Annotated in this window: 21 protein-coding genes; 8 read left to right on the forward strand and 13 right to left on the reverse strand. The window is 41.9% G+C overall.

The genetic code is table 11. The annotated features are described in order from the left end of the window. Positions 1-66: 66 nt before the first annotated feature. A complete protein-coding gene (locus AACW45_RS17300; RefSeq protein WP_190633851.1) occupies positions 67-831 on the forward strand; it encodes a fumarylacetoacetate hydrolase family protein in 765 nt (254 codons plus the stop codon). A 3-nt stretch (positions 832-834) separates the two neighbouring features. Here the strand turns inward: AACW45_RS17300 and AACW45_RS17305 are convergent, their stop codons facing one another. From AACW45_RS17305 to AACW45_RS17315, 3 genes are all read right to left on the reverse strand, one after another. Then, a complete protein-coding gene (locus AACW45_RS17305) occupies positions 835-1,314 on the reverse strand; it encodes a Tic20 family protein (RefSeq protein ID WP_190633755.1) in 480 nt (159 codons plus the stop codon). 65 nt (positions 1,315-1,379) lie between these two features. Then, positions 1,380-2,612 carry an RNA-guided endonuclease InsQ/TnpB family protein gene (locus AACW45_RS17310; protein ID WP_190633756.1) on the reverse strand — a complete coding sequence of 411 codons (1,233 nt, stop codon included), beginning with the start codon at positions 2,610-2,612 and terminating at the stop codon, positions 1,380-1,382. Between the two features lie 133 nt (positions 2,613-2,745). Next, complete coding sequence (locus tag AACW45_RS17315; protein ID WP_190633757.1) at positions 2,746-2,943, reverse strand: hypothetical protein; 198 nt, start codon at positions 2,941-2,943, stop codon at positions 2,746-2,748. Between the two features lie 607 nt (positions 2,944-3,550). Between AACW45_RS17315 and glyA the strand changes: the two genes are divergently transcribed. The 3 genes from glyA to AACW45_RS17330 all read left to right on the forward strand — a co-directional run bounded on the left by glyA (position 3,551) and on the right by AACW45_RS17330 (position 7,441). Next, a complete protein-coding gene (glyA, locus tag AACW45_RS17320) occupies positions 3,551-4,834 on the forward strand; it encodes a serine hydroxymethyltransferase (RefSeq protein ID WP_190633758.1) in 1,284 nt (427 codons plus the stop codon). Positions 4,835-5,032: 198 nt separating this feature from the next. Continuing rightward, a complete protein-coding gene (locus tag AACW45_RS17325; protein ID WP_190633759.1) occupies positions 5,033-6,073 on the forward strand; it encodes a glycosyltransferase family 4 protein in 1,041 nt (346 codons plus the stop codon). Between the two features lie 114 nt (positions 6,074-6,187). Then, positions 6,188-7,441 carry a competence/damage-inducible protein A gene (locus AACW45_RS17330; RefSeq protein WP_190633760.1) on the forward strand — a complete coding sequence of 418 codons (1,254 nt, stop codon included), beginning with the start codon at positions 6,188-6,190 and terminating at the stop codon, positions 7,439-7,441. Positions 7,442-7,835: 394 nt separating this feature from the next. Here AACW45_RS17330 and AACW45_RS17335 read toward each other — a convergent pair whose 3' ends face one another. Further along, a complete protein-coding gene (locus AACW45_RS17335) occupies positions 7,836-9,545 on the reverse strand; it encodes a diflavin flavoprotein (RefSeq protein WP_190633761.1) in 1,710 nt (569 codons plus the stop codon). A gap of 145 nt (positions 9,546-9,690) precedes the next feature. Next, positions 9,691-11,415 (reverse strand): diflavin flavoprotein, encoded by a 1,725-nt coding sequence (locus AACW45_RS17340; protein WP_190633762.1) that lies wholly within the window; start codon positions 11,413-11,415, stop codon positions 9,691-9,693. Between the two features lie 299 nt (positions 11,416-11,714). Between AACW45_RS17340 and AACW45_RS17345 the strand changes: the two genes are divergently transcribed. Genes AACW45_RS17345 through AACW45_RS17355 form a run of 3 tightly spaced genes read left to right on the forward strand, consistent with a single transcriptional unit; the run spans position 11,715 to position 13,791 of the window. After that, a complete protein-coding gene (locus tag AACW45_RS17345; protein ID WP_190633763.1) occupies positions 11,715-12,509 on the forward strand; it encodes a pantothenate kinase in 795 nt (264 codons plus the stop codon). A 32-nt stretch (positions 12,510-12,541) separates the two neighbouring features. After that, positions 12,542-13,219, forward strand: a complete 678-nt coding sequence (locus tag AACW45_RS17350) for a potassium channel family protein (RefSeq protein ID WP_190633764.1) — start codon at positions 12,542-12,544, stop codon at positions 13,217-13,219. Between the two features lie 5 nt (positions 13,220-13,224). Then, positions 13,225-13,791, forward strand: a complete 567-nt coding sequence (locus AACW45_RS17355) for a DUF3124 domain-containing protein (protein WP_190633765.1) — start codon at positions 13,225-13,227, stop codon at positions 13,789-13,791. 234 nt (positions 13,792-14,025) lie between these two features. On the opposite strand, the gene AACW45_RS17360 is transcribed toward AACW45_RS17355, so the two are convergent. From AACW45_RS17360 to AACW45_RS17370, 3 genes are all read right to left on the reverse strand, one after another. Then, a complete protein-coding gene (locus AACW45_RS17360; protein ID WP_190633766.1) occupies positions 14,026-15,579 on the reverse strand; it encodes a Na+/H+ antiporter in 1,554 nt (517 codons plus the stop codon). A gap of 42 nt (positions 15,580-15,621) precedes the next feature. Continuing rightward, positions 15,622-16,461 (reverse strand): alpha/beta fold hydrolase, encoded by an 840-nt coding sequence (locus AACW45_RS17365; protein WP_190633767.1) that lies wholly within the window; start codon positions 16,459-16,461, stop codon positions 15,622-15,624. 242 nt (positions 16,462-16,703) lie between these two features. Next, a complete protein-coding gene (locus tag AACW45_RS17370) occupies positions 16,704-17,198 on the reverse strand; it encodes an NUDIX hydrolase (RefSeq protein ID WP_190633768.1) in 495 nt (164 codons plus the stop codon). 808 nt (positions 17,199-18,006) lie between these two features. Here AACW45_RS17370 and AACW45_RS17375 point away from each other — a divergent pair. Next, entirely contained in the window at positions 18,007-18,171 is a 165-nt protein-coding gene (locus tag AACW45_RS17375) for a hypothetical protein (RefSeq protein WP_190544201.1), read from the forward strand. Positions 18,172-18,366: 195 nt separating this feature from the next. Here the strand turns inward: AACW45_RS17375 and argH are convergent, their stop codons facing one another. The 5 genes from argH to AACW45_RS17400 form a co-directional block, all read right to left on the reverse strand. After that, entirely contained in the window at positions 18,367-19,758 is a 1,392-nt protein-coding gene (gene argH, locus AACW45_RS17380) for an argininosuccinate lyase (RefSeq protein ID WP_190633769.1), read from the reverse strand. Positions 19,759-19,880: 122 nt separating this feature from the next. Further along, complete coding sequence (locus tag AACW45_RS17385; protein WP_190633770.1) at positions 19,881-20,084, reverse strand: hypothetical protein; 204 nt, start codon at positions 20,082-20,084, stop codon at positions 19,881-19,883. 140 nt (positions 20,085-20,224) lie between these two features. Further along, positions 20,225-21,004, reverse strand: a complete 780-nt coding sequence (gene larB, locus AACW45_RS17390; RefSeq protein ID WP_096646238.1) for a nickel pincer cofactor biosynthesis protein LarB — start codon at positions 21,002-21,004, stop codon at positions 20,225-20,227. A 94-nt stretch (positions 21,005-21,098) separates the two neighbouring features. Beyond that, a complete protein-coding gene (locus AACW45_RS17395) occupies positions 21,099-22,883 on the reverse strand; it encodes an ABC transporter substrate-binding protein (protein WP_190633771.1) in 1,785 nt (594 codons plus the stop codon). Positions 22,884-22,908: 25 nt separating this feature from the next. Next, on the reverse strand, positions 22,909-23,505 hold the full coding sequence (locus AACW45_RS17400; protein WP_242045706.1) for a PIN domain-containing protein: 597 nt from the start codon (positions 23,503-23,505) through the stop codon (positions 22,909-22,911). Between the last annotated feature and the right edge of the window lie 11 nt (positions 23,506-23,516).

Here is a 23,516-nt window from a genome sequence, read left to right on the forward strand (position 1 = left end):
TTTTTTGGGGCGCTTCCCCTACCCGTTTATGGTGTATTTTTTTAGTTCAGTAAATCTGTTGCTGTTATTTTCTGTTTGCTTCCATTTAGTCTAAACTCCAGTTACTATGGGCTATTACAACTATCCTTGAAAGTCCAAGTACTAGATGCTCCACCTTGGCTACAAGGACAGCCAACAGATTTAATTTTGGAACCAGAAAATTATCACATTCTGGCTCCTTGTGCGCCTTCAAAAATTGTGGCGGTAGGTAAAAATTATGCAGATCATGCAGCAGAAATGGGGACGCCTGTACCGAGCGAACCTTTGCTATTTCTCAAGCCGTCAACATGTATTATTGCCTCAGAGACAGAAATTAAATATCCGTCGCTGTCTCAACGGGTAGATTATGAAGGCGAGTTAGCGTTGATCATTGGCGATCGCACTAGTGATTGTACTCCCGAAGAAGCCCAAACAAAAATTTGGGGCTACACCATTGCTAATGATGTTACCGCCAGAGATTTACAAAAAAAGGACGGTCAATGGTCGCGCGCCAAGGGTTTTGACACATTTTGTCCGTTAGGCCCGTGGATTGTTCGCGAATTAAATCCGGGAGCGAGATTACAGACGTTTTTAAATGACGATGTTAATCCCGTACAATCCGCCTGTATCGATCGGATGGTATTTCCACCGGATTTTTTAGTATCCTACATCAGTCAAGTAATGACCTTGCTACCAGGGGATGTGGTGCTAACAGGCACACCAGAGGGTGTAGGCGCGTTGCAACTAGGCGATCGCGTCCGTGTAGAAATTGAAGGCATTGGTCGCCTAGAGAACACTGTGATTGCCCGTTAATCGCTAACGCACTTGCATGTAAACAGCATCAGAAATTGCGGGAATTTCTGCGTAACGTCCCATCAGTGACTGAGCTACAGAATATCCAACTGCTGCCACTAGACCGAGAAAGATGGTGCTGGCTACTGTTTGAATTGCAAAATCTATACCAGGGAGTGCGACAACCCGCAAAACTATGCTGCACAGAAACACAATGATATCTAACAAAATTGCCTGCATGGTGTTATAGCGAATGAAATGAAGGATTTTTTCATTTCTCACCACTAAAAAGAATAAGGCAAAGAAAACAATTAGTTGTCCTATTTGTCCTAAACTAGCGTAAATGGCAATAATTGGTTGCAGAGGCAAAAATACAACTTGTAGTGCGGGAAATTGCCTTAATAAGGAAATATAACCGAACATCAACCCATCAATTAAAGGTAATAGATAAGGTAAGCAAGCAAAAATGCGATCGGACACCGTTGTAGACCCGCGCCAAGTCATTGTGCGTTCTCCTGTGGCTAACTAAAATTCAACAGTCACTTGAGCCTAGGTTGACACTCCACGCCCTATAAGGGCGGGGATTCTACATTCACAGACTTGCCGTTAGACAGCAGGGTTACCCCAACCGCCCAAGAGGGCAAATCTCCTGTAGCGTAAGTTCCCGTGTGCCCCACGGTAGCTAGACCCCTTCTCAAAATGTTGATGGCTGCATTGATATCCCTGTCTTCATGGAACCCACAGTGAGGACAAACATGAGTTCTAGTTGATAGGGATTTCTGTACTTTCTCACCGCAATTAGCACAATTTTGGCTTGTATTTTGGGGAGGAACTGCAATAGTTACCTTTCCATATTTATGTCCAAAATACTCTAACCAACTGCGGAAAGTGTACCAACCAGCATCAGAGATTGATTTAGCTAGATACCGATTACGTACCAGCCCTTTGACATTTAAATCTTCATAGGCTACCAAATCGTTAGATTGGATCACGGAGTAAGCTAATCTCTTGCAATACTCTTTTCGTTGCCTACTTACCCTTAAATGCTTACGGGCATATCTTATTCTAGCTTTGTGGTAATTGTGTGATTGTTGAAGCTTGGCTTTGTGTTTCTCAGGGCTGAACTTCTGAGATTTTTGGCGATTTGCGCGGTTTAACTGTCTTTCTGACTTGCGGTAAAACTGGGGTGAGGGTTCAACATTGCCTTTATTGTCGGCAATGAAGTACTTTAATCCCAAATCTATACCCACTACTTGATTTGTGGGTTGAGTTTCTATTCGCCCATCAACATCGATTGCAAACTGAGCATAGTACCCGTCAGCACGACGCACTAACCGCACACGCTTAATTTGTTTGAGACAAAAGTAGTTCAGGTCATAGGTTCCCTTTAACTTGAGAGTTCCAATACCTTTCTTATCTGAGAAAGTTATTGCCTTTCTAGTTTCTGAAAGCTTCCACCCAGTTGATTTATACTCAACGGAACGGCAATTTTTCTTAAACTTTGGGAAACCCTTTTTACCCTTAACCTTTTTCTTACAGTTATCGTAAAACCGAGCTATCGCACTCCAACAACGTTCAGCCGCAGATTGTCTAGCCATTGAGTTTAATTCATCAGCAAAGGGAAATTCAGCAGCTAATACCGCACAGTATTTATTTAATGCGTACTTATCTACCTTTGAATCTTTGTTATTCATCCAATAGCGTAAGCACTTATTTTGAATGAATTGGCTAGTACGAATTGCTTCGTCTATCGCCCGATATTGCTGATCCTTCCCTTTAACCTTAAACTCGTAAACAATCATGGGTATCGACCAATTCACCACATACTTATGCTAACACAAAAAGCATAAAGCCGTCTGAGAACGACGGGGTTTTAGACCCAAATTTTTGATAACGCAGTTGCTTGCGGTTGCTAGTAAATCTCAATATTCCTAGTTATTCTATATTCGCAATGCGGAAACCCATCATACATTCATATTGCTCTGGTTGCTGGGCGTTGATGGTGGGTAGTTGTTGACCACAACGCAGTTGACCTTGGCTCCAACGTGGTTGTCCGCTACGATCGGCTAGTAAACAAGATTGGCAAACCTTAAGGGGCGTGAGGATTTGATCTTCCATTAAAATTACTAGCATTCTCTTTCCTCCTGTAAATTCACACTACGATCCACATTTGATTTAGGGAGGATCGGCTTTTTAGACGCCCCAGCCGGAGAATTACCAGTAAAAAAAGTGGATATTGATTCAATTGGGCAGTGAACGCCTAAAAATAACCTCTAATGTCTCTTGAGCAATGATTGCTTAGTAGACTCTATATTTATTCTATGTTGTGTATAGTTAAGCGGCGTTTTTTTAGTAAAAAGTAATACATATAGTAATACATATATTTTTATCTTCAAAGTCCAGCTGAGAGATAGGGGTTAGGGACTAGGGACTAGGAATTTTAGATTTTAGATTTTGCGAAAAGTTCAGATCGCCGGAAGCCGGCGCTCCGAACTTTTCAAGACGGATTTTAGATTTAACCCTAATCCAAAATCGGAAATCCAAAATCCAAAATTGAATTGCCCCATGCCCAATGCCCCATGCCCAATTCATAATAAATAAGTCAGCAGAAATTAACATCTATTAGCGAAAGTCATTGAACTATAGACGTTTAACTATGTAATCTGGACTGTGGATTGTTGCTACGATGTAACACGCAGCCAAAAATAACCCTTGTGCAATTTCCCTAAGGATAGCTGAAGTGAGTAAGACTAATTCGGACTTTTTGAATGCTAGCGATCCAGCGATCGCGGATTTGTTGAATCAAGAACTTAAGCGTCAACGCGATCATTTAGAGTTGATTGCCAGTGAAAATTTTACCTCTCCTGCCGTATTGGCGGCTCAAGGTTCTGTACTGACAAATAAATATGCTGAGGGACTTCCTGGTAAACGCTACTATGGCGGTTGTGAATTTATCGATAAAGTTGAGCAAATAGCCATCGATCGCGCTAAACAGCTATTTGGTGCGGTTCATGCCAACGTCCAACCCCATTCTGGCGCACAGGCGAATTTTGCCGTGTTCTTGACACTCCTAGAACCAGGCGACAAAATTATGGGGATGGATTTGTCTCATGGCGGACATTTAACCCACGGTTCCCCGGTGAATGTGTCGGGTAAATGGTTCCAAGTGCGTCATTATGGCGTTAGCCAAGAAACCGAACAACTAGACTACGAGCAAATTCGCGAATTAGCCTTAAAAGAGCGTCCTAAGCTCTTAATTTGCGGTTATTCGGCTTATCCCCGGATTATTGACTTTGAAAAGTTCCGCAGTATTGCTGATGAAGTGGGTGCTTACTTGCTAGCAGATATTGCCCATATTGCGGGCTTAGTCGCTACTGGTCTTCATCCTAACCCGATTCCTTACTGTCATGTAGTCACTACTACCACCCATAAAACCCTCAGAGGCCCTCGTGGTGGTTTAATTTTGACTGGGGACGCAGAATTGGGTAAAAAGCTGGATAAATCTGTTTTTCCCGGAACTCAAGGCGGGCCTTTAGAGCATGTAATTGCGGCTAAAGCAGTAGCTTTTGGTGAAGCGTTAAAGCCTGAGTTTAAAACCTATTCTGCTCAAGTAATTGATAATGCCCGTGCTTTAGCGGCACAATTACAAAATCGGGGATTAAAACTAGTATCAGATGGGACAGATAACCATTTAATGTTAGTAGATTTACGGTCTATTGGCATGACTGGGAAACAAGCGGATCAGTTGGTTAGTGGTGTCAATATCACTGCTAACAAAAATACAGTTCCCTTCGACCCACAATCACCATTTGTTACCAGTGGTTTGCGATTAGGTTCGCCAGCAATGACAAGTAGAGGATTAGGAGAAGCAGAATTTACCGAGATTGGTAATATTATTGCCGATCGCCTGCTCTCACCAGATTCTGACGAAGTTGCGGCTGATTGTCGGCGAAGAGTCGCAGCATTATGCGATCGCTTCCCTCTGTACTCTCATCTAGAAATTCCCGTACCAGCATTGGTATAGGGTATGGGGCATGGGGCATTGGGCATTGGGCATTGGGCATTGGGGAGCCACCGCGTTGGGCGGGTTTCCCGGCTCCCTCAGTGGCGTCATTGGGCATTGGGTATAAAGATTTTTCTTCTTATTCCCTAACCCCTAATTCTCTAGTCCCTAGCCCCTAGCCCCCAATCCTGTCTGAAAACTTACCTTTTGAAAATACAGATGCCTCCTCAGATTTATCATCTGATTTCCTTCCTCGTGGCTGCTGTAGTCGTTCTCTGGACTACACCAGATGTCAGGAACATTGGTATAAAAAGTGGAAATGTAGACCAGCCTGGCGGACGCAAAGTCCATCAACGCCCAATGGTACGCCTGGGAGGAGTTTCGATTTTCGCAGGGACAGTTACCTCTTTACTCATTGTTTGGTGGTTAGGTGGATTTGGCAGCCTACCACCAGACAAGGAATGGCAAATTTGGGGTGTCACTTTAGGCGGTCTCGGCTTCTTTCTTATTGGTTTAGCCGACGACTTGCTGAACTTGTCACCCTTGTCGCGTCTGTTGATGCAAATTATTATCGCAGCTGGCGCATGGAAAGCGGGCGTAAGTATAGATTTTGTTACCATTCCCTATGTCGGCATTGTGAATCTATACTGGCTGAGTTTACCGATTACAGTCATTTGGCTAGTGGGGATGGTAAATGCTATTAACTGGATTGACGGTTTAGATGGATTAGCGGCTGGGGTATCGGGAATTGCAGCTTTAGTCATGCTGGTTGTCGCCCTGTTTATGAATCAACCAGCCGCCGCCCTCATAGCTGCCGCCTTGGCTGGTGCAGCACTAGGATTTCTCCGCTACAACTTCAACCCCGCACAAATCTTTATGGGAGATGGTGGGGCTTATTTTATGGGCTTTACCCTAGCCTCTGTGGGTGTAATTGGTTTGGTGAAAATTCCCGCTTTTACAGCAGTATTATTGCCTTACTTAATTCTCGCGGTTCCCATTGTCGATATGTCAGCCGTGATTCTAACTAGATTGCGTAGCGGTAAATCTCCCTTTACAGCAGATAAAAGCCACCTGCATCATCGCTTACTCAAGGCTGGTTTATCCCATCGTTGGACAGTATTATTTATTTATTCTTTAACCCTCTGGGTGGGCAGTTTAGCATTAGCTATTGCTGGTATACCTAGCGGTATGACATACGCTTTTGCATCTACTTCAGCGATCGGTTTTGCTATTTGGCGAGTTTGGAAACTTTCGCGGTAAAATATTAAATCTTTTTTGTTAAAATTTGAGTCCTGAATTTCCAGGTTTTCTCAACCTCTCCCCATTGCGGAAGCAGGTTTAAACAGGGATTCATATCATTTAAAATCAAAATCTATGAGTGCAGAAATTATTTGTGTGGGTACAGAAATGCTGTTAGGGGATATTCTCAACAGCAATGCTCAATATTTAGCTAAACAATTAGCCCAATTAGGTATTCCTCATCACTATCAAACCGTAGTTGGAGATAATGTTGACCGACTCAAGCAAGTTATCGATATTGCTACTTCTAGGGCGCAAATTTTAATTTTTACAGGTGGACTTGGCCCCACCCCAGATGATCTTACCTGCGAAACCATCGCTGATTTTTTTGGCGCACCTTTGGTAGAAAAGCCGGAAATTATCGAAGATATGACGGTGAAATTTGCCCAACGGGGTCGGGTAATGAGCGCAAATAACCGCAAACAAGCTTTGATTCCCCAAGGTGCAGATATTTTACCTAATCCCACAGGCACAGCACCAGGAATTATTTGGCAACCTCGTCTAGGAGTGACAATTTTAACCTTCCCCGGCGTACCGTCGGAAATGTATCGGATGTGGGAAGAAACCGCAGTACCTTTTCTCAAAAGCCAAGGCTGGGGTCAAGAAATTATTTACAGCCGCAGTTTACGATTTTGGGGAATTGGTGAATCGGCTTTGGCGGAAAAAGTCGCTTCTTATTTTGATTTGACTAATCCCACAGTTGCGCCTTACGCAGGTAATGGGGAAGTGAGATTGCGAGTTTCTGCTAAGGCGGCTTCGGAAGCGGTTGCAGCAGATTTAATTGCGCCGATTGAAAAAGAAATCAGAGAAATTGCTGGCTTAGATTATTACGGTATAGATAATGATACCTTAGCTGTGGTAGTGGGTAAGTTATTGCAGGCATCGGGAGAAACTCTATCAGTAGCAGAATCCTGCACTGGTGGGGGATTGGGGCAGATGTTAACTGATATTTCTGGTAGTTCGGAATACTTTTGGGGCGGTGTAATTTCTTATGACAACTCCGTAAAAGTGGGTATGTTAGGCGTTAACCCAGAGGATTTAGATAAATTTGGCGCTGTGAGTGCTACTGTTGCTGAACAAATGGCGCTGGGAGTTAAAACCCGCCTGTCTACTACTTGGGGATTGGGTGTCACTGGTATTGCAGGCCCAACAGGGGGGAGTGAGACAAAGCCTGTAGGTTTGGTTTATGTGGGTTTAGCCGGGCCGAAGGATGAAGTTACAAGTATTGAGTATCGCTTTGGCTCAACGCGCACCCGCGCTTATATTCGCTATGTTAGTGCCTGTGGTGCATTGGATTTCCTGCGGCGCAAGTTAGTGACAAGGGTGTAACAGGATTGAATCTAGGAATTACGCACACTCTACAACTTCTTGGTGTCCTTGGTGTCTACCCTGCGGGAAGCCGCTTCGCGTCTAAGGCAGTTCAATAAATTAAGGTTTCTGCTAATTTTTGCTTAAGTCCAGTAATTAACATTAGCCGTCATCCATTAGGGATGCGGCTAGGGTCTGTCCTATTAATTATGTAGGGTAAGTTTTTTCTTCATTTCTCTTGCTTTGCGTACTTCGCGCCTTTGCGGTTCGTTTTTGATGCTGACAATTAATGCGACATACCACTAACTAATACGGTTCATTAAGTTTGATTTTTTTAATGAACCGCATTAGACGCGAAGCGGCTTCCCGCAGGGTAGACGCCAAGGACGCAGAGAGAAGAAGAAATAGAAGAGTGTTAATAATGAGTCGCGGATTTGCGATGGTGTACGGCTGTGACACCGTCTTGATTTAGCACTTTGCCATTCTCGACAGTTGCATAAACTAGCCAATGATCGCCGGATTCCATGCGGTTCTTGACAGAACATTCTAAATATGCTAATGCATCATTGAGAATGGGAGAACCGTTTTCGGCTTCTTGTGTGGCGACACTAGCAAATCTATCTTGTCCGGGGCCGAAGGGTTTGAGGAAGTGCTTCATCAAGCCTAAGTGATTTCCTTCTTGGAGGATATTTAGGACAAATTGATTTCCTGTATGTGTTAGCGATTCGATAGCACGGTCTTTAGCTACGGCTATGGTTAAGCCAGGGGGACTAAAGCTGGCTTGCGCTACCCAGGAGGCTAGCATGGCGCTGGATATATCGTCTTGCTTGGCTGTGAGGACGCACAGAGAACCCACAATTCGCCCTACGGCTTGTTCTACAGTGGTGGCGGGTACGCTTTGCGATCGCACTTTTTTCGCTTTCTTCAATGTTTGCGCAAAGTCGGTTCCGGCTTGTTCGCACAGTTGCAAGGTGACATCGTTGGGTTTGAATTTGACGCGGATGGTGTCAAAACCAAAGCGGTAACCTGCGTCTTTGAGTTTACCTTCAATTAAATCAACGGCTTCACCACTCCAGCCAAAGGAACCAAATACACCCGCAAGTTTATTATTAGTAGCGGTAGCGAGAACAATCCCTAAAGCTGTTTGTACTGGTGTGGGTGCATGTCCTCCCAATGTCGGCGAACCCATGACAAAACCAGCAGATTTCTCTACAGCCGCGCGGATATCTTCTGGATCTGTAAATTCACAGTTAATCGATTCTACTGCTACACCTGCTTTGGTGATGCCACGAGCGATCGCCTGAGCTAATGTAGCTGTATTGCCATACGCTGATGCATAAATTAGCGCAACTGTCAAGTCTGCGGAAGTTTGTTGCTGACTCCATTCCCGGTAAGCTTTGGTGAGTTCAATTAAGGCGTAACGTACCAAAGGCCCGTGTCCGGTGGCGTAAATTCTCGCGGGGAAATCAGCTAGTTTATCTAGGGCTGTTTCCACTTGACGGGCATGGGGAGCCATCAAACAATCAAAATAATAGCGGCGGTCTTCGTTAATTGATTCCCAGCCTTCATCAAACACCTGATCGCCACAAATATGCGCCCCAAAGAACTTATCTGTATAGAGAATTTCTGTTTGTGGGTCATAGGTGCAGAGGAGGTCAGCGTAGCGGGGATTGGGGGTAGGAATGAATTGTAAATCGTGACCCTTACCTAAATTTAGGGTTTCATCGCCCCGCATCACCAGAATTGGCACATCTGGATTTTCTAGCGCTCCACGTAAAGCGATCGCGCCTGGATTAGAACAAACAAAGGTAATTTGCGGTGCAACTTCTAGCAACGCCTTTAGAGTCGCGGCGCGGTTGGGGTTGACATGACCCAAAATTACATACTCAATGGCTTTGACATCGTATCTTTGCTGCAAAGCATTTAAGTAGATTTGCGTAAAAGTTTCGCCAGGGGGGTCAATTAGGGCGAGTTTATCACCTTGAATTATGTATGAATTAGCTGTTGTACCCTTAGCTAAAGCATATTCAATTTCAAACCTTAACCTTGACCAACTGCGCGATCGCAGTACGGTGGTATTTGTAGCTATCGGAAAAACTTGAACGTCACGAGGTTTAGTAGACATAAGGCATAGGGAATAGGGCATTGGGCATTGGGCATGGGGCATGGGGCATTGGGCATGGGGCATGGGGCATTGGGCATGGGGCATTGGGCATATTTCCCCCTTGTCCTCCTTGTTCTCCTTGTCCCCCTTGTCCCCCTTCTAGCCCCTAGTAATGGTTACCAACTTTACGATGATGCACAGCAGTCAAGGCTTCTGACTTAGATACTCGTCCGGCGGAGACGGTGCTGTAGACTGCCCAGTGATCGCCGCAATCCATTCGGCTTTGGACTTCGCACTCGATATAAGCTAAGGCATCGGTGAGGATGGGTACGCCGTTTTCGGCTGGCTGGGTTTTCACGCCTTCAAAGCGATCTGCACCAGGGGCGAATCGCTTTAAGAAGTGCTTCATTAATGTTTGATAATTGCCTTCTTCTAGGATGTTGAGGACAAAGCGATCGCCTACTTGCATCAGTGATTCAATCGCCCGATCCTTAGCAACTGCTATGGAAAATCCTAGAGGTTTAAAGCTGGCTTGGGCTACCCAAGAAGCTAACATGGCGCTCTTCACATCGCCTTTTTTGGCGGTGATGATATATAAACCGCCGCTAAGTCTCCCCAGGGCTTTATCTAAGTCAGCACTCAGAGATTTCATCGCTTTAATACTGCGATCGCGTGTTACCCACTGAGCTAAGTCTGTACCAGCTTCTTCACACTGTTTATAAGTGTTTTCGCTGAGGGTTTGTTTAATGCGAATGGCGGGAAAAACTGTTGTTAGTCCCAAATTGCGGAACTTAGTTAATAAAGGATCTATCGGTTCGTCATCGCCGCCGCCAGTTTCAAATATACCAATACCTTGCTTTTCCTTCACAGAGCCTAAAACAGTGCTGAGGGCGGCTTGGATATTCGCAGAACTGGAAACAGGCGGTACACCCACAACTAACCCAGCACAACGACCTACTAATTCTCGCAGTTCTTGTAAATCAATGCCAGAACCTAAATCTACCCATTCTATCGCTACCCCAGCTTTGTTGATACCATTGGCAATGGCTTGGGCAAGGCGATCGCTATGACCGTATTCAGAAACGTAAAATATACCAATGACTGTTTCTGGTTTGGGTTGGGTTTGACTCCAACTCCGGTAAAGTCCGGTAAGTTTGGTAACGTTATGATAAAGTAAAGGCCCGTGACCAGTACCAATCATTTTTACTTCGGGAAGTTCGCCCATGCGCTTTAAAGCTGACAGCACTGACCGCGCATTCGGCCCCATTAAGCATTCGTAGTAATATTTAAAATCCGCTTCAATGGCTTTTAAATCTTCATCAAAAGTACTCTCGGTACAATAATGCATCCCGAAAGCGTCGCAGGTGTAGAGAATTTGCGTTTTATGGTCGAAACTAAATATAGTATCCGGCCAGTGCAGATTAGGAGCAATCACGAATTCAAATTCATGACCGTTACCAATATCCAAGCGATCGCCATTTTTGACAATCCGGCGTTTAAACGGCTGATGTACCAAATCTTCCAAAAACTGAATTGCTACTTTTGAAGCAACTACAGTAATATCCGGTGCTATCTGTAATAAATCTTTCACTAAACCGCTATGATCTGGCTCAGTGTGGCTGACAATTAAATAATCAATTTCTTGAGGATTAATCAGCCCTGTGAGCGTATCAAAATATAGCTGGCGAAACTTCTCATGGGAGGTATCAACAAGCACGGTCTGCTCACCGCGAATCAAGAATGAATTGTAAGTTGTACCGTTTTGCAGACCAAATTCAATATCAAAGCGATCGCGATCCCAGTCCAAAGAGCGAATAGCTGTAGTATCTTCAGCAATATCCACAGTCTGAATGGTTAGCCTTTTTTCAATTCTTTCGGTGAGCGCTACCATAACTCCCCTCCTTGACAAAATGAGTATATTTTCCTCTAACTTTATTTTGACATGGCAGGATTGTAAATTTTTATTAAAAAATCTATAGGTAACTTAAGAAAAATAAATTGGGCATTGGGCATTGGGCATTGGGCATGGGGCATGGGGCATGGGGCATTGAGAAAATAGATTAGGACTTATGCAGACTCTACGAACTCTTGGCGTTCTTGGCGTCTACCCTGCGGGAAGCCGCTTCGCGTCTAATGCGGTTCCAAAAATTAAGGATTGGAAAAATTTTTGCGTAAGTCCTGTAGATGTTGATGGGTAATAGGGAAGTGGGTAAAACAGACAATATTTGGTTGGCATTGGAAATTGGCAATACTCGGCTACATTGGGCGTTATTTATCGGCGCAAAGCTTGACTGTACCTGGGATACCGAATATTTACCAGAATTATTCATCCAGCAACTAGCACAATCTCACACACTGGCTGATATACCCCCAGAAATTTCATTCCCTGCCCCCTGCCCCCTCACCATCGCCTCTGTAGTTCCCAGTCAAACAGCACTGTGGCAAACTTACCCTCATGTGCGGGTAATCACCCTAGAGCAAATACCCCTCAAAAACATCTATCCTACATTAGGAATTGATCGCGCTTTGGCTTTATGGGGTGCGGGTAAAACTTGGGGATTTCCCATGCTGGTAATTGATGCGGGAACAGCACTGACTTTTACGGCTGCGGATGCTAACCATTGTTTACTTGGAGGAGCGATTTTACCGGGTTTAGGCTTGCAATTTGCAACTTTGGGGCAAAAAACTGGACAATTACCCCTAATAGAGACAGAATCTCTTGCATCTCTTCCGCCACGCTTCGCTTTAAATACTCAAGAAGCGATTCAAAGCGGCGTGATTTATACCTTGTTAGCTGGAATCAAAGATTTTATTGAGGCGTGGTGGCAATTATATCCTGAAGGGAAGATTGCGATTAAAGGAGGCGATCGCACTTTACTATTCAATTATCTGCAAGTTTTGTATCCCGCGATCGCATCCCGTTTAACTGTAGAACCTAATTTAACCTTTTGGGGTATAGCCGCCCTTAAAAGCCACGTTTGGTAAAGTAAGAGTCTGAACATTATCAAACAACAGCTATGTACGTGCTAATTGGTGGATCTGGTTTAGTCGGACTCAGCCTAGCGCAGAAATTAATCGAACTAGGACACACTGTAGCAGTCATTGATATCGATCCTAATGCTTGTCGCTACGCCCGCGAGCAAGTAGGCGCGATGGCTTTTGAAGGTAGCGCCGTCAGTACACAAGTTTTATTAGAAGCAGGAATTCGCAAAGCCGATGCTTTAGCAGCTGTGTTGCGGAGTGATGCGTTGAACTTAGCAATGGTAACCCTCGCCAAACATTACGGCGTTCCCCATATTGTGACGCGGATGCGCCATTCCGATTTTGCTGAACCGTTTAAATTAGCTGGAGCTAATCATATTATCGGCGCAGTTGAACTAGCAGTTTCCACAATGGTGAATGCAATTGAATATCCGCAAGTAGAATCAATGATGCATTTTGAGCAAGGACAAATTGAAGTTTTAAAACTAGCAATTCCCAATAACTGCTATGTAGTAAATCGTAGCATTGCCGAAATTGCTCAAGATTCCCGTTTTCCTACAGGTTCTCTAATTATTGGCTATCAACCCCATCCTAATGAAGATTTAACTATTCCTAACGGTAGTACAGTCTTAGAACCTGAATCAACTATACTAGTTGTCACAAAACCAGGTTCACTGCATCAAATGATAGATTTTATTGAAGGCTGTAAATAAAATTAATGAAGCTATATATACGTTTTTATTTAATAGCTGCCGTTTTGATTTTTCTAGTAGCTTGTACATCACCCAATAAGCAGCAAAATTCACAATCTCTAAATAATAAGACTACATCATCTCAACAAGTCGTAACTCTAGACAAAAATTTTCCTGTCGCAATGGGTCAAACTATTTATGTACCCATATATTCCCATATATATCATGGCGACGAGCCGCAACTTTTAAACTTAGCCGCTACCTTAAGTATTCGCAATACAGATTTAACTAATCCCTTAATTATTACGGCTGTGCGTTATTATGATTCTGATGGTGCATTAATTAGACAATATTTAGACCAACCGATTCAATTAAAAGCTTTAGGTTCTACAGAATTTTTCATTAATAAAAGAGATACCAGTGGCGGTATAGGTGCAAATTTTATTGTCGAATGGGTATCTGCAAAAGTCATTTCTGAGCCGATAGTCGAAGCCGTAATGATAGCCACGGAATTTCAACAAGGTGTGTCTTTTGTGAGTACTGGTAAAGTTATTAAAAATGTCAAAAATTCTCAAAATACATCTGTAAAGTAATGAATTAAATGATATGTCTGGGATTGCTGTAAAATATGTGGTTTTATTCCGGGCGACTTACTTATCCCAAAATGCAATCTAAAACTTAACATTGAAACCCTCACAAGGGCGGGGTTTCCCCGCCCCTACGAAAAAAAATCTTAATTACGTATGAATGGGGATTGGTATTATTTTATAATTACAAATGACAAATGACAAATGACAAATGACAAATGACAAATGACAAATGACAAATTAATCATCATCTAATTTCAGTAATTGCTCATCAATTTTTTTCAGCCGTTCATAAACTATTTCTGCTGACAAAATTCGCTGACGTATCGCCTCATTTAATGCACCTTTTTCTGCTAGCAATAATCGACGGCGAATAGCATCAAGCTTACTCGGTTCATTGGTTTTAGGTTCTAGATCGTCAGCACGACGATTATATAATTCTCGTAATGCTTTTTCTGCACCTGCGACTTGTACTTGATAGCCAGAACGCATCTCTTCATATACAGCTTTTGGTAATACTCCTGTTTTTAAAAGAGTATCTAATTCATCCTGTGCGGCTTTGGCTGTAATTAATTGGGCTTGTAATTCTTCTACCTGTTGGCGCGTTGCTGAAACTTGAGATAATTGCAATCGCTTCACCAACCAAGGTAAACTTACTCCTTGACCAACTACAGATAATAATACTGTCCCAAAAACGATCGCAATTAGTTGTTCTCGCCCTGGAATGCTTGCGGGTATACTCAACGCTAACGCCATCGACAGAGAACCCTTAATATTGCCAAAAAATAGCACATGTTGCCAGCGCCAAGGAATCGGACGGTCAAACCAACGTACAATAGCTAAGAGTGGATAAACTGAAACTATCCTTGCTATTTGATAAGCTGCGATCGCTAACAGCACAGCCGGTAGAGTTTGCCATAAAGTTGTTAAGTCAACTTCTATACCAATTAACAGAAAAATAAAGCTATTTACCCCAAAGGCAATAGATTCCCAAAAGCTGAGTAATGTCAACCTTGTAGAAGCGGATACTTTGCCTGAAATACCTACTGAACCAACAATTAAGCCAGCAACTACTACAGCCACCACCCCAGAAACGCTAAAAGATTGTCCCAGTTGAAAAGCGCCTAAAGCTACAGCTACTGTGAGTAATATACTACTCAATGGCTCATCAGCACGGACAAATAAACCCGTACTTAAATACCCGACAGCTAACCCGACTAAAGTTCCGCCAATAATTACTACAAATAATTCTTGCATTCCGGCGAGAAATGAGATTGAGCCAGCTGTACTAACTTTGACAATTAAACTAAATAAAACTAAGGCGACACCATCATTAAATAAGCTTTCTCCCTCAACAATTGTTGACAGATGAGAAGGGACTTGTACTTCCTTAAATACAGCAATTACAGACACAGTATCAGTAATTGCTAAAATTACTCCCGCCAGTAGTGCAGCTATCCAATTTAGTCCCAATTCCCATTTTAAAATTGCAGCTGTCACGCCAGAAGAAATAATAATTCCCGGCCCGGCTAATAAAGCAATTGGTTTAACTGTAGTGCGCAGGCGGCTAATATCTGTATTAATAGCGGCTTCAAATACCAAAATCGGCAGAAATAAATTTAAAATCAGCGAATCATTCAAACCAATCCGTTGTGGTAAAAGTTCTGTGATTGCTAAACCTGCTAAAACTAAACCCGCAACATAAGAAACTCGTAGCCAGCGCGACAGTAAAGCAACAACGGTGGCTACGAGTAAAAGAATAATTGAAACCGTGACTAATTCAGCTACATTCACTGGTAAATCTTGTTAAAAGAAACATACAAAAATCTAAATTCCTTAATTTTGAATTCTGAACTTTGAGTTTTGAATGGCTTTGACATATTCCTGAATATCTTCAGCAACTAGCCCTACACAAGATTCTGGTAAATTATCGCCAGCGTGAGGAATAATTTTTAATTCAGCTTGATGTAAACGTTGCTGGTAAGTTTGACTCTGAGCTAAAGCATCAGGTGTATCTTTACCACCTTGTAAAATTAAAACAGGATTTGCTAGCAGGTGCAATTTGTCTTGAAGATATTCTGCTGCAATTTCTGGCTTTGGTCGGTTAAAGAGTAATTGACAGGCTGTAGATTGTTGTAGTAGATTTTTGCGCTTTTGTAAATACTTTTCAATTTTGGTATGCAAACCGAAAATTTTCATTATTGGTAGGAGCGATCGCAAAATTTGAAATAATAATTTTGGTGCATCCATTAACCACTGCATCTTTTTCCATCTTTTCTCTTGTCCTTCTACAGCCACACCCTCTGGTGATAATAATATTAAACCCTCTACTTGCTCTGGATACTTTAAAGCATAGCTAGCAGCAATCCACCCGCCTAAAGAATGTCCTATCAAATACACATTCTCCAGCTTTAGCGCTGCTAAAAACTCAGCTAAACACTCTACTTGTAACTCAACACTGTAGTGAACATTAGGATTATCTGACTCGCCACAGCCTAATAAATCTGGGGCGAAGCAATGAAAATTATCTGCAAGAGATTCCATTACTGATACCCATTGGCTGCTATCATTCCAAGCACCATGTAAAAAAATAATTGGCGTTCCCTGACCGACTTCGCGCCAGAATAATAGCCCTTGAGACAGTTTTCTCCGGGAGTTACGAAATAGCGTATCCATCTGAATTTTAACGATTAAGTTTTAGCATAATAATCAATAATCATTGCACAGTAAATATAGACCAATGACTATATGACTAAAAAATATGAAGTCTAAAGAATGTAGATACAAAGCGACTTGTAAAGATGCCAATTCAAAATAATCTTTACATACCCCAAGAGTAGATGCTGCCAAAATTCGAGGTTTGTCCCTTCATACTTTCTACTTCATACTGCAGTTGACTACCGAATAAGTAAATATTGTTATGCCACTATTGTCAAGCCATTTAAATAGTCTTGTAACTGCTGAGAGTGGTCATGAGACATTGGTTCTAAAGGTAGGGAATTAGGAGAGAATGCTTGGATCTCTGTAACTTCCAATTTATCCTGAATTGCCATCACGCCTTGAACTTCGGCTTCCACTGCAACACAAATCGAATGAATTCGCGGATCTCGACTTGGCGAAGAATAAACCCCAACTAAACGCCGGATTTTTACTAACTCCAAGCCAGTTTCCTCCAACAATTCTCGGCGGACTGTACTAGGAATATCTTCTCCCCAATCGACCATACCCCCAGGTAACGCCCAGAGGCCATTGTCACTGCGCCTAATTAGCACAATCCGACCATCAGGTAGGATGGGGATAATGCTGGTACCGGTAATGGGATGACGGAAAATTATCCCCAATACCGTTTGCCCAAAGCGCCATAAGCTACGTGTAGACTGTAAAGCTATAGTAAACAAAGCAAGAATGTTCAATCTGCAAATTTGTGTATTGTATTCTAAAATTCCTGACCAATTAACATAACTGCTTAAATACCAAAAAATTAGTTGTGTACTATACAAAATGTTAATGGTTTGGAGTTTTCATTCTAGCACTTTCTTAGAAGAAGTCCCTTGAGGGATGCAGTTTTGATAAATCAGCTTGTATTTACAATCAGTAAAACTGATTCATTAGCTAAATTTTTATCAAACTCAAATAATAAATTCAGTAATTTATCCGGTAACTCATAGTTAATTAGTGAAATATACACAAGTTAGGTTTACATATAAAATCAAAAGTATCATCATGCTTTTTTGCTTAATTTCAGCTAGATTTATCAGGCGATAAATTCCCTTAATATATAATCTTCTTATCAAAATTAATCTGTCAATCTAGTAATGAATCAAATCATTTATATGAACAAAATAAATTCCTGAAAAATATTTGTTTAAAACTAATCACAACTTACACAACTGGCACATAGCATTCCTATTTCAGTTGTGCAAAATATCGGTTTTGGCTGTTAACTATCAACAGTTAACTGTCAACAAACCTCAATTGATTGCTATATTCAATAGTTGATTGTGTTAATTCCCCCTTTTGATAGACAAAAATTCACGAATGTGTATGCTACGCAACCAGAAATAGACGCTGAATAAATGTTGACATTACCCAATTATATACGTTATAATTGTATGCTGTTCAAACTATCTGATAGCTACGCTAGGCTAAATATATATCAATAACAACGGTAGCTGATATTGCCTAGTAGCTTTTTTTTGTTGTTTATTTAATGAGGTGAACATGGCTAAGCGCCGTAACCCGAAAAAAGAAAAGGCGCTACGGAACCAGGCATACGCCAGAAAGTTTCGTAAACGAACTACTACAGGAAGAATGCAGAGAAGGTTCCAACAAAGACCTCCTAAGAGTGATGAAGATGAGGGTGTATCAGCAATTGATGCTGAGTAAGCCATCTATTAAAATTCTTACTCTTTAAATGTTTGATTGTTCAGGGCGTACAGATCATGTACGTCCTGAATTATTTTTTGGGCATTGGGTATGGGGCATGGGGCATTGGGCATTGGGCATTGTCAAGAATGCGTGGATTTTAAATTTGAGATGTCAATCTCAAATCCAAAATCTCAAATTTCTGCCCCCTAGCCCCTAGCCTCTAGCCCCTAGCTGAGTACGGGCGGTATTAATTGCGTTGCGAACTTGGGCAAAGCCTGTACCACCATAACTATTACGGGCGGCGACGACTTGACGAGGAGAGATGGCTTCATAAATATCGGCTGCAAATGCTGGATGTATTTCTTGCCACTCTGCCAATGTCAAATCTTTGAGAAGTTTACCTGCGGCGATGCTGGTTTTAACTACCTTACCTACGAGGTTATAAGCTTCTCGGAAGGGGACGCCTTTTGCTGCTAGGTAATCTGCTACATCGGTGGCGTTAGAAAAGTCTTCGGCTACAGCTGCTGCTAGGCGTTGAGGACGAAATTCTAAACCTTCACGCAGCAAAATTGTCATTGCTTCTAAGCAGGCTTTGACTGTGTTAACGCTGTCAAATAAACCTTCTTTGTCTTCTTGCAAATCTTTGTTATATGCCAACGGTAGCCCCTTCATAATTACCAGCATGGCTTGTAAATGCCCAAAGACACGCCCGGTTTTACCTCTGACTAGTTCGGGAACGTCGGGGTTTTTCTTTTGGGGCATGATGCTGGAACCTGTGGCACAGGTATCTTTGAGGATAATAAAGCGAAATTCTTCTGATGCCCACAAAATCACCTCTTCACTCAGACGGCTGAGGTGAACCATAATCAAACTAGCTGCGCAGAGAAATTCGATCGCAAAATCGCGATCGCTCACTCCATCCAGGCTATTAGCATAAATGTTGTCAAAATTCAAGAGTTCGGCTGTATAATGCCGATCTATAGGGAAAGTCGTTCCCGCTAAAGCACCACAACCCAAAGGCGAGATATTCACTCGGCGATATACATCTGCTAGGCGTTCCCAGTCGCGTTGCGCCATATTAAAGTATGCCAACAGATGATGGGCTAAACTGAGCGGTTGGGCGCGTTGTAGGTGAGTATAGCCAGGAATCAACGTTTCTACATTTTTTTCCGCTATTTCTAGTAAAACAGTTTGAAATTCCCGTAATTGCTGCTGAATTTGTTGAATTTGGTCGCGCAGATAAAGTCTTGTATCAGTGCCAACTTGGTCATTACGCGATCGCGCTGTATGCAGCTTTTTACCCACATCACCCACAAGTTCTGTCAATCGCCGTTCTACAGCAAAGTGAACATCTTCCGCATCAACACCAGGCTGAAATTTTCCTTGGCGATATTCTTGACGAATTTGTTCTAAGCCTGTAACTAATGTTTCTCCTTCTTCTGGGGAAATGATGCCAGTATGAGCCAGCATTTTGGCATGGGCTTGAGAACCAGTTAGGTCATATTCAATGAGTTCAATGTCAAAATTAATACTAGCATTAAAAAGAGCGATCGCTGGATGCAACGCTGATTCAAACCTCTGGCTCCAAGTTTTTTGTTCGGTCATAAACGTTAAAGGTGGGGCAATTAAGTTAAGATTTTGGATTGATTAACAATCCATCCAGAAAAATTCAGATCGCCGACAGTCAGCGATCCGATTTTTTGCAAAATCTTAAATCTTAAATTACTTTAACCGTAGCTAGTTAAATTCCGAATCAGATAGCCAATAACCAAACCAATTAACAGCGCCCAAACTTGCCCTGTTTTGACAAAATGGTTCCAAGCGCTTTGCATTTGCCCCAAAACATTCGGATCGGTAATATTTTGAGCCAGCCATGAAGTTACAGGCGAATGCCAAAATAACTCAGCTAGCACATTACTGAAATAGTTCATACTTAGTACCCTGAAGTATGGTTATGTCATAACCTCTACTTGTAGGTGATGTCCAGCGTTGGATAAGGGAAGGGAAGGGGGCAGGGAGCAGGGAGCAGGGGGATATAAATGACAAATGACCAATGACTATTGACTATTGACTATTGACTATTATTTAATTTCACTGCTGTTCGCAAGATTTGCCCAGCTAAGACGGCTGCGCCAAAGCCGTTATCAATATTGACTACGCCGATTCCCGGCGCACAAGAGTTGAGCATTGTTAAAAGGGGTGCTAATCCGCCAAAACTCGCACCATAACCAATACTGGTAGGTACTGCAATCACAGGACAATCCGCTAAACCTGCAACTACGCTAGGTAATGCACCTTCCATCCCCGCTACAACTATCAAAACCGATGCTGATTCAATTAAATGGCGATTACTGAGTAAACGGTGGATACCCGCGACGCCGACATCCCACAGACGTAATACGCGAAAACCAGACAGTTCGGCTGTGACGGCTGCTTCTTCGGCTACAGGTAAATCGGCTGTTCCTGCTGAAAGAATACCAATTACACCATCAAACTGCGGTTCAATTTCACTGGGAGTAATGGCACAAATTTTTGCTAACTCATAGTAGCGTAAGCCTCTCACCCTAGATTGTAGAGTGGCGTAGATTGCAGGTTCAATGCGGGTAGCCATAACTACCGGATTGCGCTGACGCATCACTTCCATAATTTGCGCAATCTGATCGGGAGTTTTACCCAAACCCCAAATTACCTCCGGAAAACCAGTCCTCAGCGCCCGATGGTGGTCAATTTTGGCAAAATCCCCCACTTTCTCATAAGCTAGGTCTTTGAGAGAGTCTAAAGCTTGATTTGGCGTCACATTACCATCTGCAACCGCTTTTAAGAGCGATCGCAAAGCATTTTCATTGGTCATGTATTATTTGTCCTTTGTTATTTGTCATTCGTCATTTGTCATTTGTCATTTGTCTAAAACTCATCACCATTGACTATTGACTATTGACCCTTGACTAATCAACTATTTTGATTTCATGAATATTCCAGAATGCACCAGCAAGTCCAGAGAATTTAATGCCTTCAAAGCGATTGCGCAACGCTGACATTGCATAGGCATTCACCAAGTAAATAAATGGTAAATTCTCTTGAGTAATTTGTTGTGTTTCTGCATAAATTGCTTTGCGCTTGGCTTCGTCTAATTCTCTGGCAGCTTTGATATAAAGTTCACCAATTTTTGCTTCCCAAGGCGCAACTTGCCAACCTTGAATTGGTTTTTGTCCTGTTTGTGGCTTTTGATTAAACATATGTAATCCCCCTTCAGGAGACCAAACATTAGCCCCATCATTAGGTTCTAAACCACCAGTTAAACCTAATAAAGCAGCTTCCCAATCTAGAGAATTAGCAAGTTTATCTGTATAGGTATTCCAAGCAATAGGATTAAAATCTACTTGAATGCCAATCTTGCTTAAATCCCGTTTAATTTGTGAACCCATTGCTTCACGAATTTTATTACCAGCATTCGTCAGCAAGGTAAAGCGGACGTTGTTACCTTCAGCATCAATTAGCTGATTTTTGTCGTTATATTTAAAGCCAGCTTTCAGGAGTAATTGTTTGGCTTTCTCAATATTATAATCATAAACTTTTAGCCCTTCTTTTGGTGAAAGATAATAGGGACTTTGAACAGAAATTGGTGAATCTTGCGGTTGACCTAAGCCTCGGAATGTATTATTAATCATCGTTTGTCTATCTATGGCGTAGGCTACTGCTTGGCGAAATTCTACAGTATTAAACCAGCGAGATTTTTTCGGTTCAATTAGCGGTTTTCCATCTCTTACACCTTTATTTAAATTAAAAATTAGAAAAGTTGTACCAGAGCCAGGCCCGCCATTATATATTTTAAAATTGCCTTGCTTTTCTTGCACTTTCAGCAAAGAAAAATAATCGGGAGTAACGCCTACACTATCTAAACCACCAGAACGAAATTGCAGTAAAGATGTATCTGTAGATTCCACAATCTGCCAAACTATTCTTTCAATATAAGGCTGGGCTTTTCCTTGCGCATCTTTACGCCAATAATAGGGATTGCGGCGAAAAACTATGCGTTGGCTAGTGTCATATCTCTCTAATTTAAAAGGGCCATTAACAATTAATTGATCTGGTGGTGTATCTACGCCCCATTTTGACAGAAATTTTGGTTTACCTTCTTGGTCTTTTGTAGTTACAGATTCGCGTAATGCATGGGCTGGTAAAATTGGATATCCTGTCGTGCTGCGTAAAAAAGGTGCAAATGGTTCGGGAATAGAAAATTCAACTCTCCGATTATCAATTTTTTTGACAGTTGGTAGCTGGCGACTTTCACCAATTCGCATCCCATCTCTAGCATCTGTAGGGATAGCTTCATTAAGATAAATATCATTGTAAGTAAATACTACATCATCTACTGTCAGTGGTTGTCCGTCAGACCATTTGAGATTTTCACGTAGGGTAAAAACAATTTTTAATTTATCTTCAGAAATTTGCCAGGATTCTGCTAAAGCTGGTTCAACTTGGCCATTTTCATAATTTTCTGTAATTAACCCTTCATAAGTCCAACCAAAAATATTTGGTGATTCCGAACTAAGCGCAAAATTAAATGTTTTCGGATCGCTGAGAATACTAGTTACTAACTGGGGAACTTGAGCGGCTGTGGTTTTAAAATTAGATGGGTTACAAGCCGCAACTGTCAGTCCTGTTACTATACAGATAATGATGAGTAACCAAAACCGTTTAACTGTAGCCCATATAGTAGAAAATTTCATAATTTTAATAATCAAATATCAATTTTTAACTGGACTGAGAGTTTAACCATGCAAGAAAGTCTTGAGTATTAGTTAAATACTTGATTCCAGCATTCTTCAAAGCTTGTTTAACTTCTCGTTTGCCAAAGTCTTTACTATTACCGCTTAGGAATACTTTCTTTTCTGTGGAATAAGAACTTTTTGCGTGATTAATAATACATTGTAAAATCAAGTTATCCATAATGTCTTGTTTAATAAGTAATGTATCCGGCTGCAGAATTACTGCTTCAGAAATATTACGAATTATACTAGTATCTAAAGTGATTATTTCTGCCTTTTTAAGAAGCACATCAATAGCATTTAGAAGACGAGATTGAATATCGTTTAGCAATGATTTATTCAAAATTCGTGTCTGTTCCAAGTACATCAGAAAAGAATTAGCATTAGGAGAAGTTAAATCTCGTTCTGAGTTATTAATTTGTTTGTTTAATTCTTTTTCAAATTCCTGTACATAATACTTTTCTTTTTCCCATCTATTGAGTGCTTCGACATAACAAATATCTGGTATAGCTATCTGAATTGATTGAGATAAAGAACTCAATAAATTTTCTGCTTCTAAATCCTGTCCTTTGGCAATTGCCATCAAAAAGTTAG

It is taken from the genome of Calothrix sp. FACHB-168 (assembly GCF_963889195.1).
Lineage (GTDB): Bacteria > Cyanobacteriota > Cyanobacteriia > Cyanobacteriales > Nostocaceae > Aulosira > Aulosira anomala_A.

Excerpts from the sequence above, each read along its gene's own strand:
- AACW45_RS17305 (WP_190633755.1), bottom strand. The coding sequence starts at position 1,314 with ATGACTTGGCGCGGGTCTACAACGGTGTCCGATCGCATTTTTGCTTGC.
- AACW45_RS17310 (WP_190633756.1), bottom strand. The coding sequence starts at position 2,612 with ATGATTGTTTACGAGTTTAAGGTTAAAGGGAAGGATCAGCAATATCGG.
- AACW45_RS17315 (WP_190633757.1), bottom strand. The coding sequence starts at position 2,943 with ATGCTAGTAATTTTAATGGAAGATCAAATCCTCACGCCCCTTAAGGTT.
- AACW45_RS17325 (WP_190633759.1), top strand. The coding sequence starts at position 5,033 with ATGCCTCCTCAGATTTATCATCTGATTTCCTTCCTCGTGGCTGCTGTA.
- AACW45_RS17330 (WP_190633760.1), top strand. The coding sequence starts at position 6,188 with ATGAGTGCAGAAATTATTTGTGTGGGTACAGAAATGCTGTTAGGGGAT.
- AACW45_RS17335 (WP_190633761.1), bottom strand. The coding sequence starts at position 9,545 with ATGTCTACTAAACCTCGTGACGTTCAAGTTTTTCCGATAGCTACAAAT.
- AACW45_RS17340 (WP_190633762.1), bottom strand. The coding sequence starts at position 11,415 with ATGGTAGCGCTCACCGAAAGAATTGAAAAAAGGCTAACCATTCAGACT.
- AACW45_RS17345 (WP_190633763.1), top strand. The coding sequence starts at position 11,715 with ATGGGTAATAGGGAAGTGGGTAAAACAGACAATATTTGGTTGGCATTG.
- AACW45_RS17350 (WP_190633764.1), top strand. The coding sequence starts at position 12,542 with ATGTACGTGCTAATTGGTGGATCTGGTTTAGTCGGACTCAGCCTAGCG.
- AACW45_RS17355 (WP_190633765.1), top strand. The coding sequence starts at position 13,225 with ATGAAGCTATATATACGTTTTTATTTAATAGCTGCCGTTTTGATTTTT.
- AACW45_RS17365 (WP_190633767.1), bottom strand. The coding sequence starts at position 16,461 with ATGGATACGCTATTTCGTAACTCCCGGAGAAAACTGTCTCAAGGGCTA.
- AACW45_RS17375 (WP_190544201.1), top strand. The coding sequence starts at position 18,007 with ATGGCTAAGCGCCGTAACCCGAAAAAAGAAAAGGCGCTACGGAACCAG.
- argH (WP_190633769.1), bottom strand. The coding sequence starts at position 19,758 with ATGACCGAACAAAAAACTTGGAGCCAGAGGTTTGAATCAGCGTTGCAT.
- AACW45_RS17385 (WP_190633770.1), bottom strand. The coding sequence starts at position 20,084 with ATGAACTATTTCAGTAATGTGCTAGCTGAGTTATTTTGGCATTCGCCT.
- larB (WP_096646238.1), bottom strand. The coding sequence starts at position 21,004 with ATGACCAATGAAAATGCTTTGCGATCGCTCTTAAAAGCGGTTGCAGAT.
- AACW45_RS17395 (WP_190633771.1), bottom strand. The coding sequence starts at position 22,883 with ATGAAATTTTCTACTATATGGGCTACAGTTAAACGGTTTTGGTTACTC.
- AACW45_RS17400 (WP_242045706.1), bottom strand. The coding sequence starts at position 23,505 with ATGGCAATTGCCAAAGGACAGGATTTAGAAGCAGAAAATTTATTGAGT.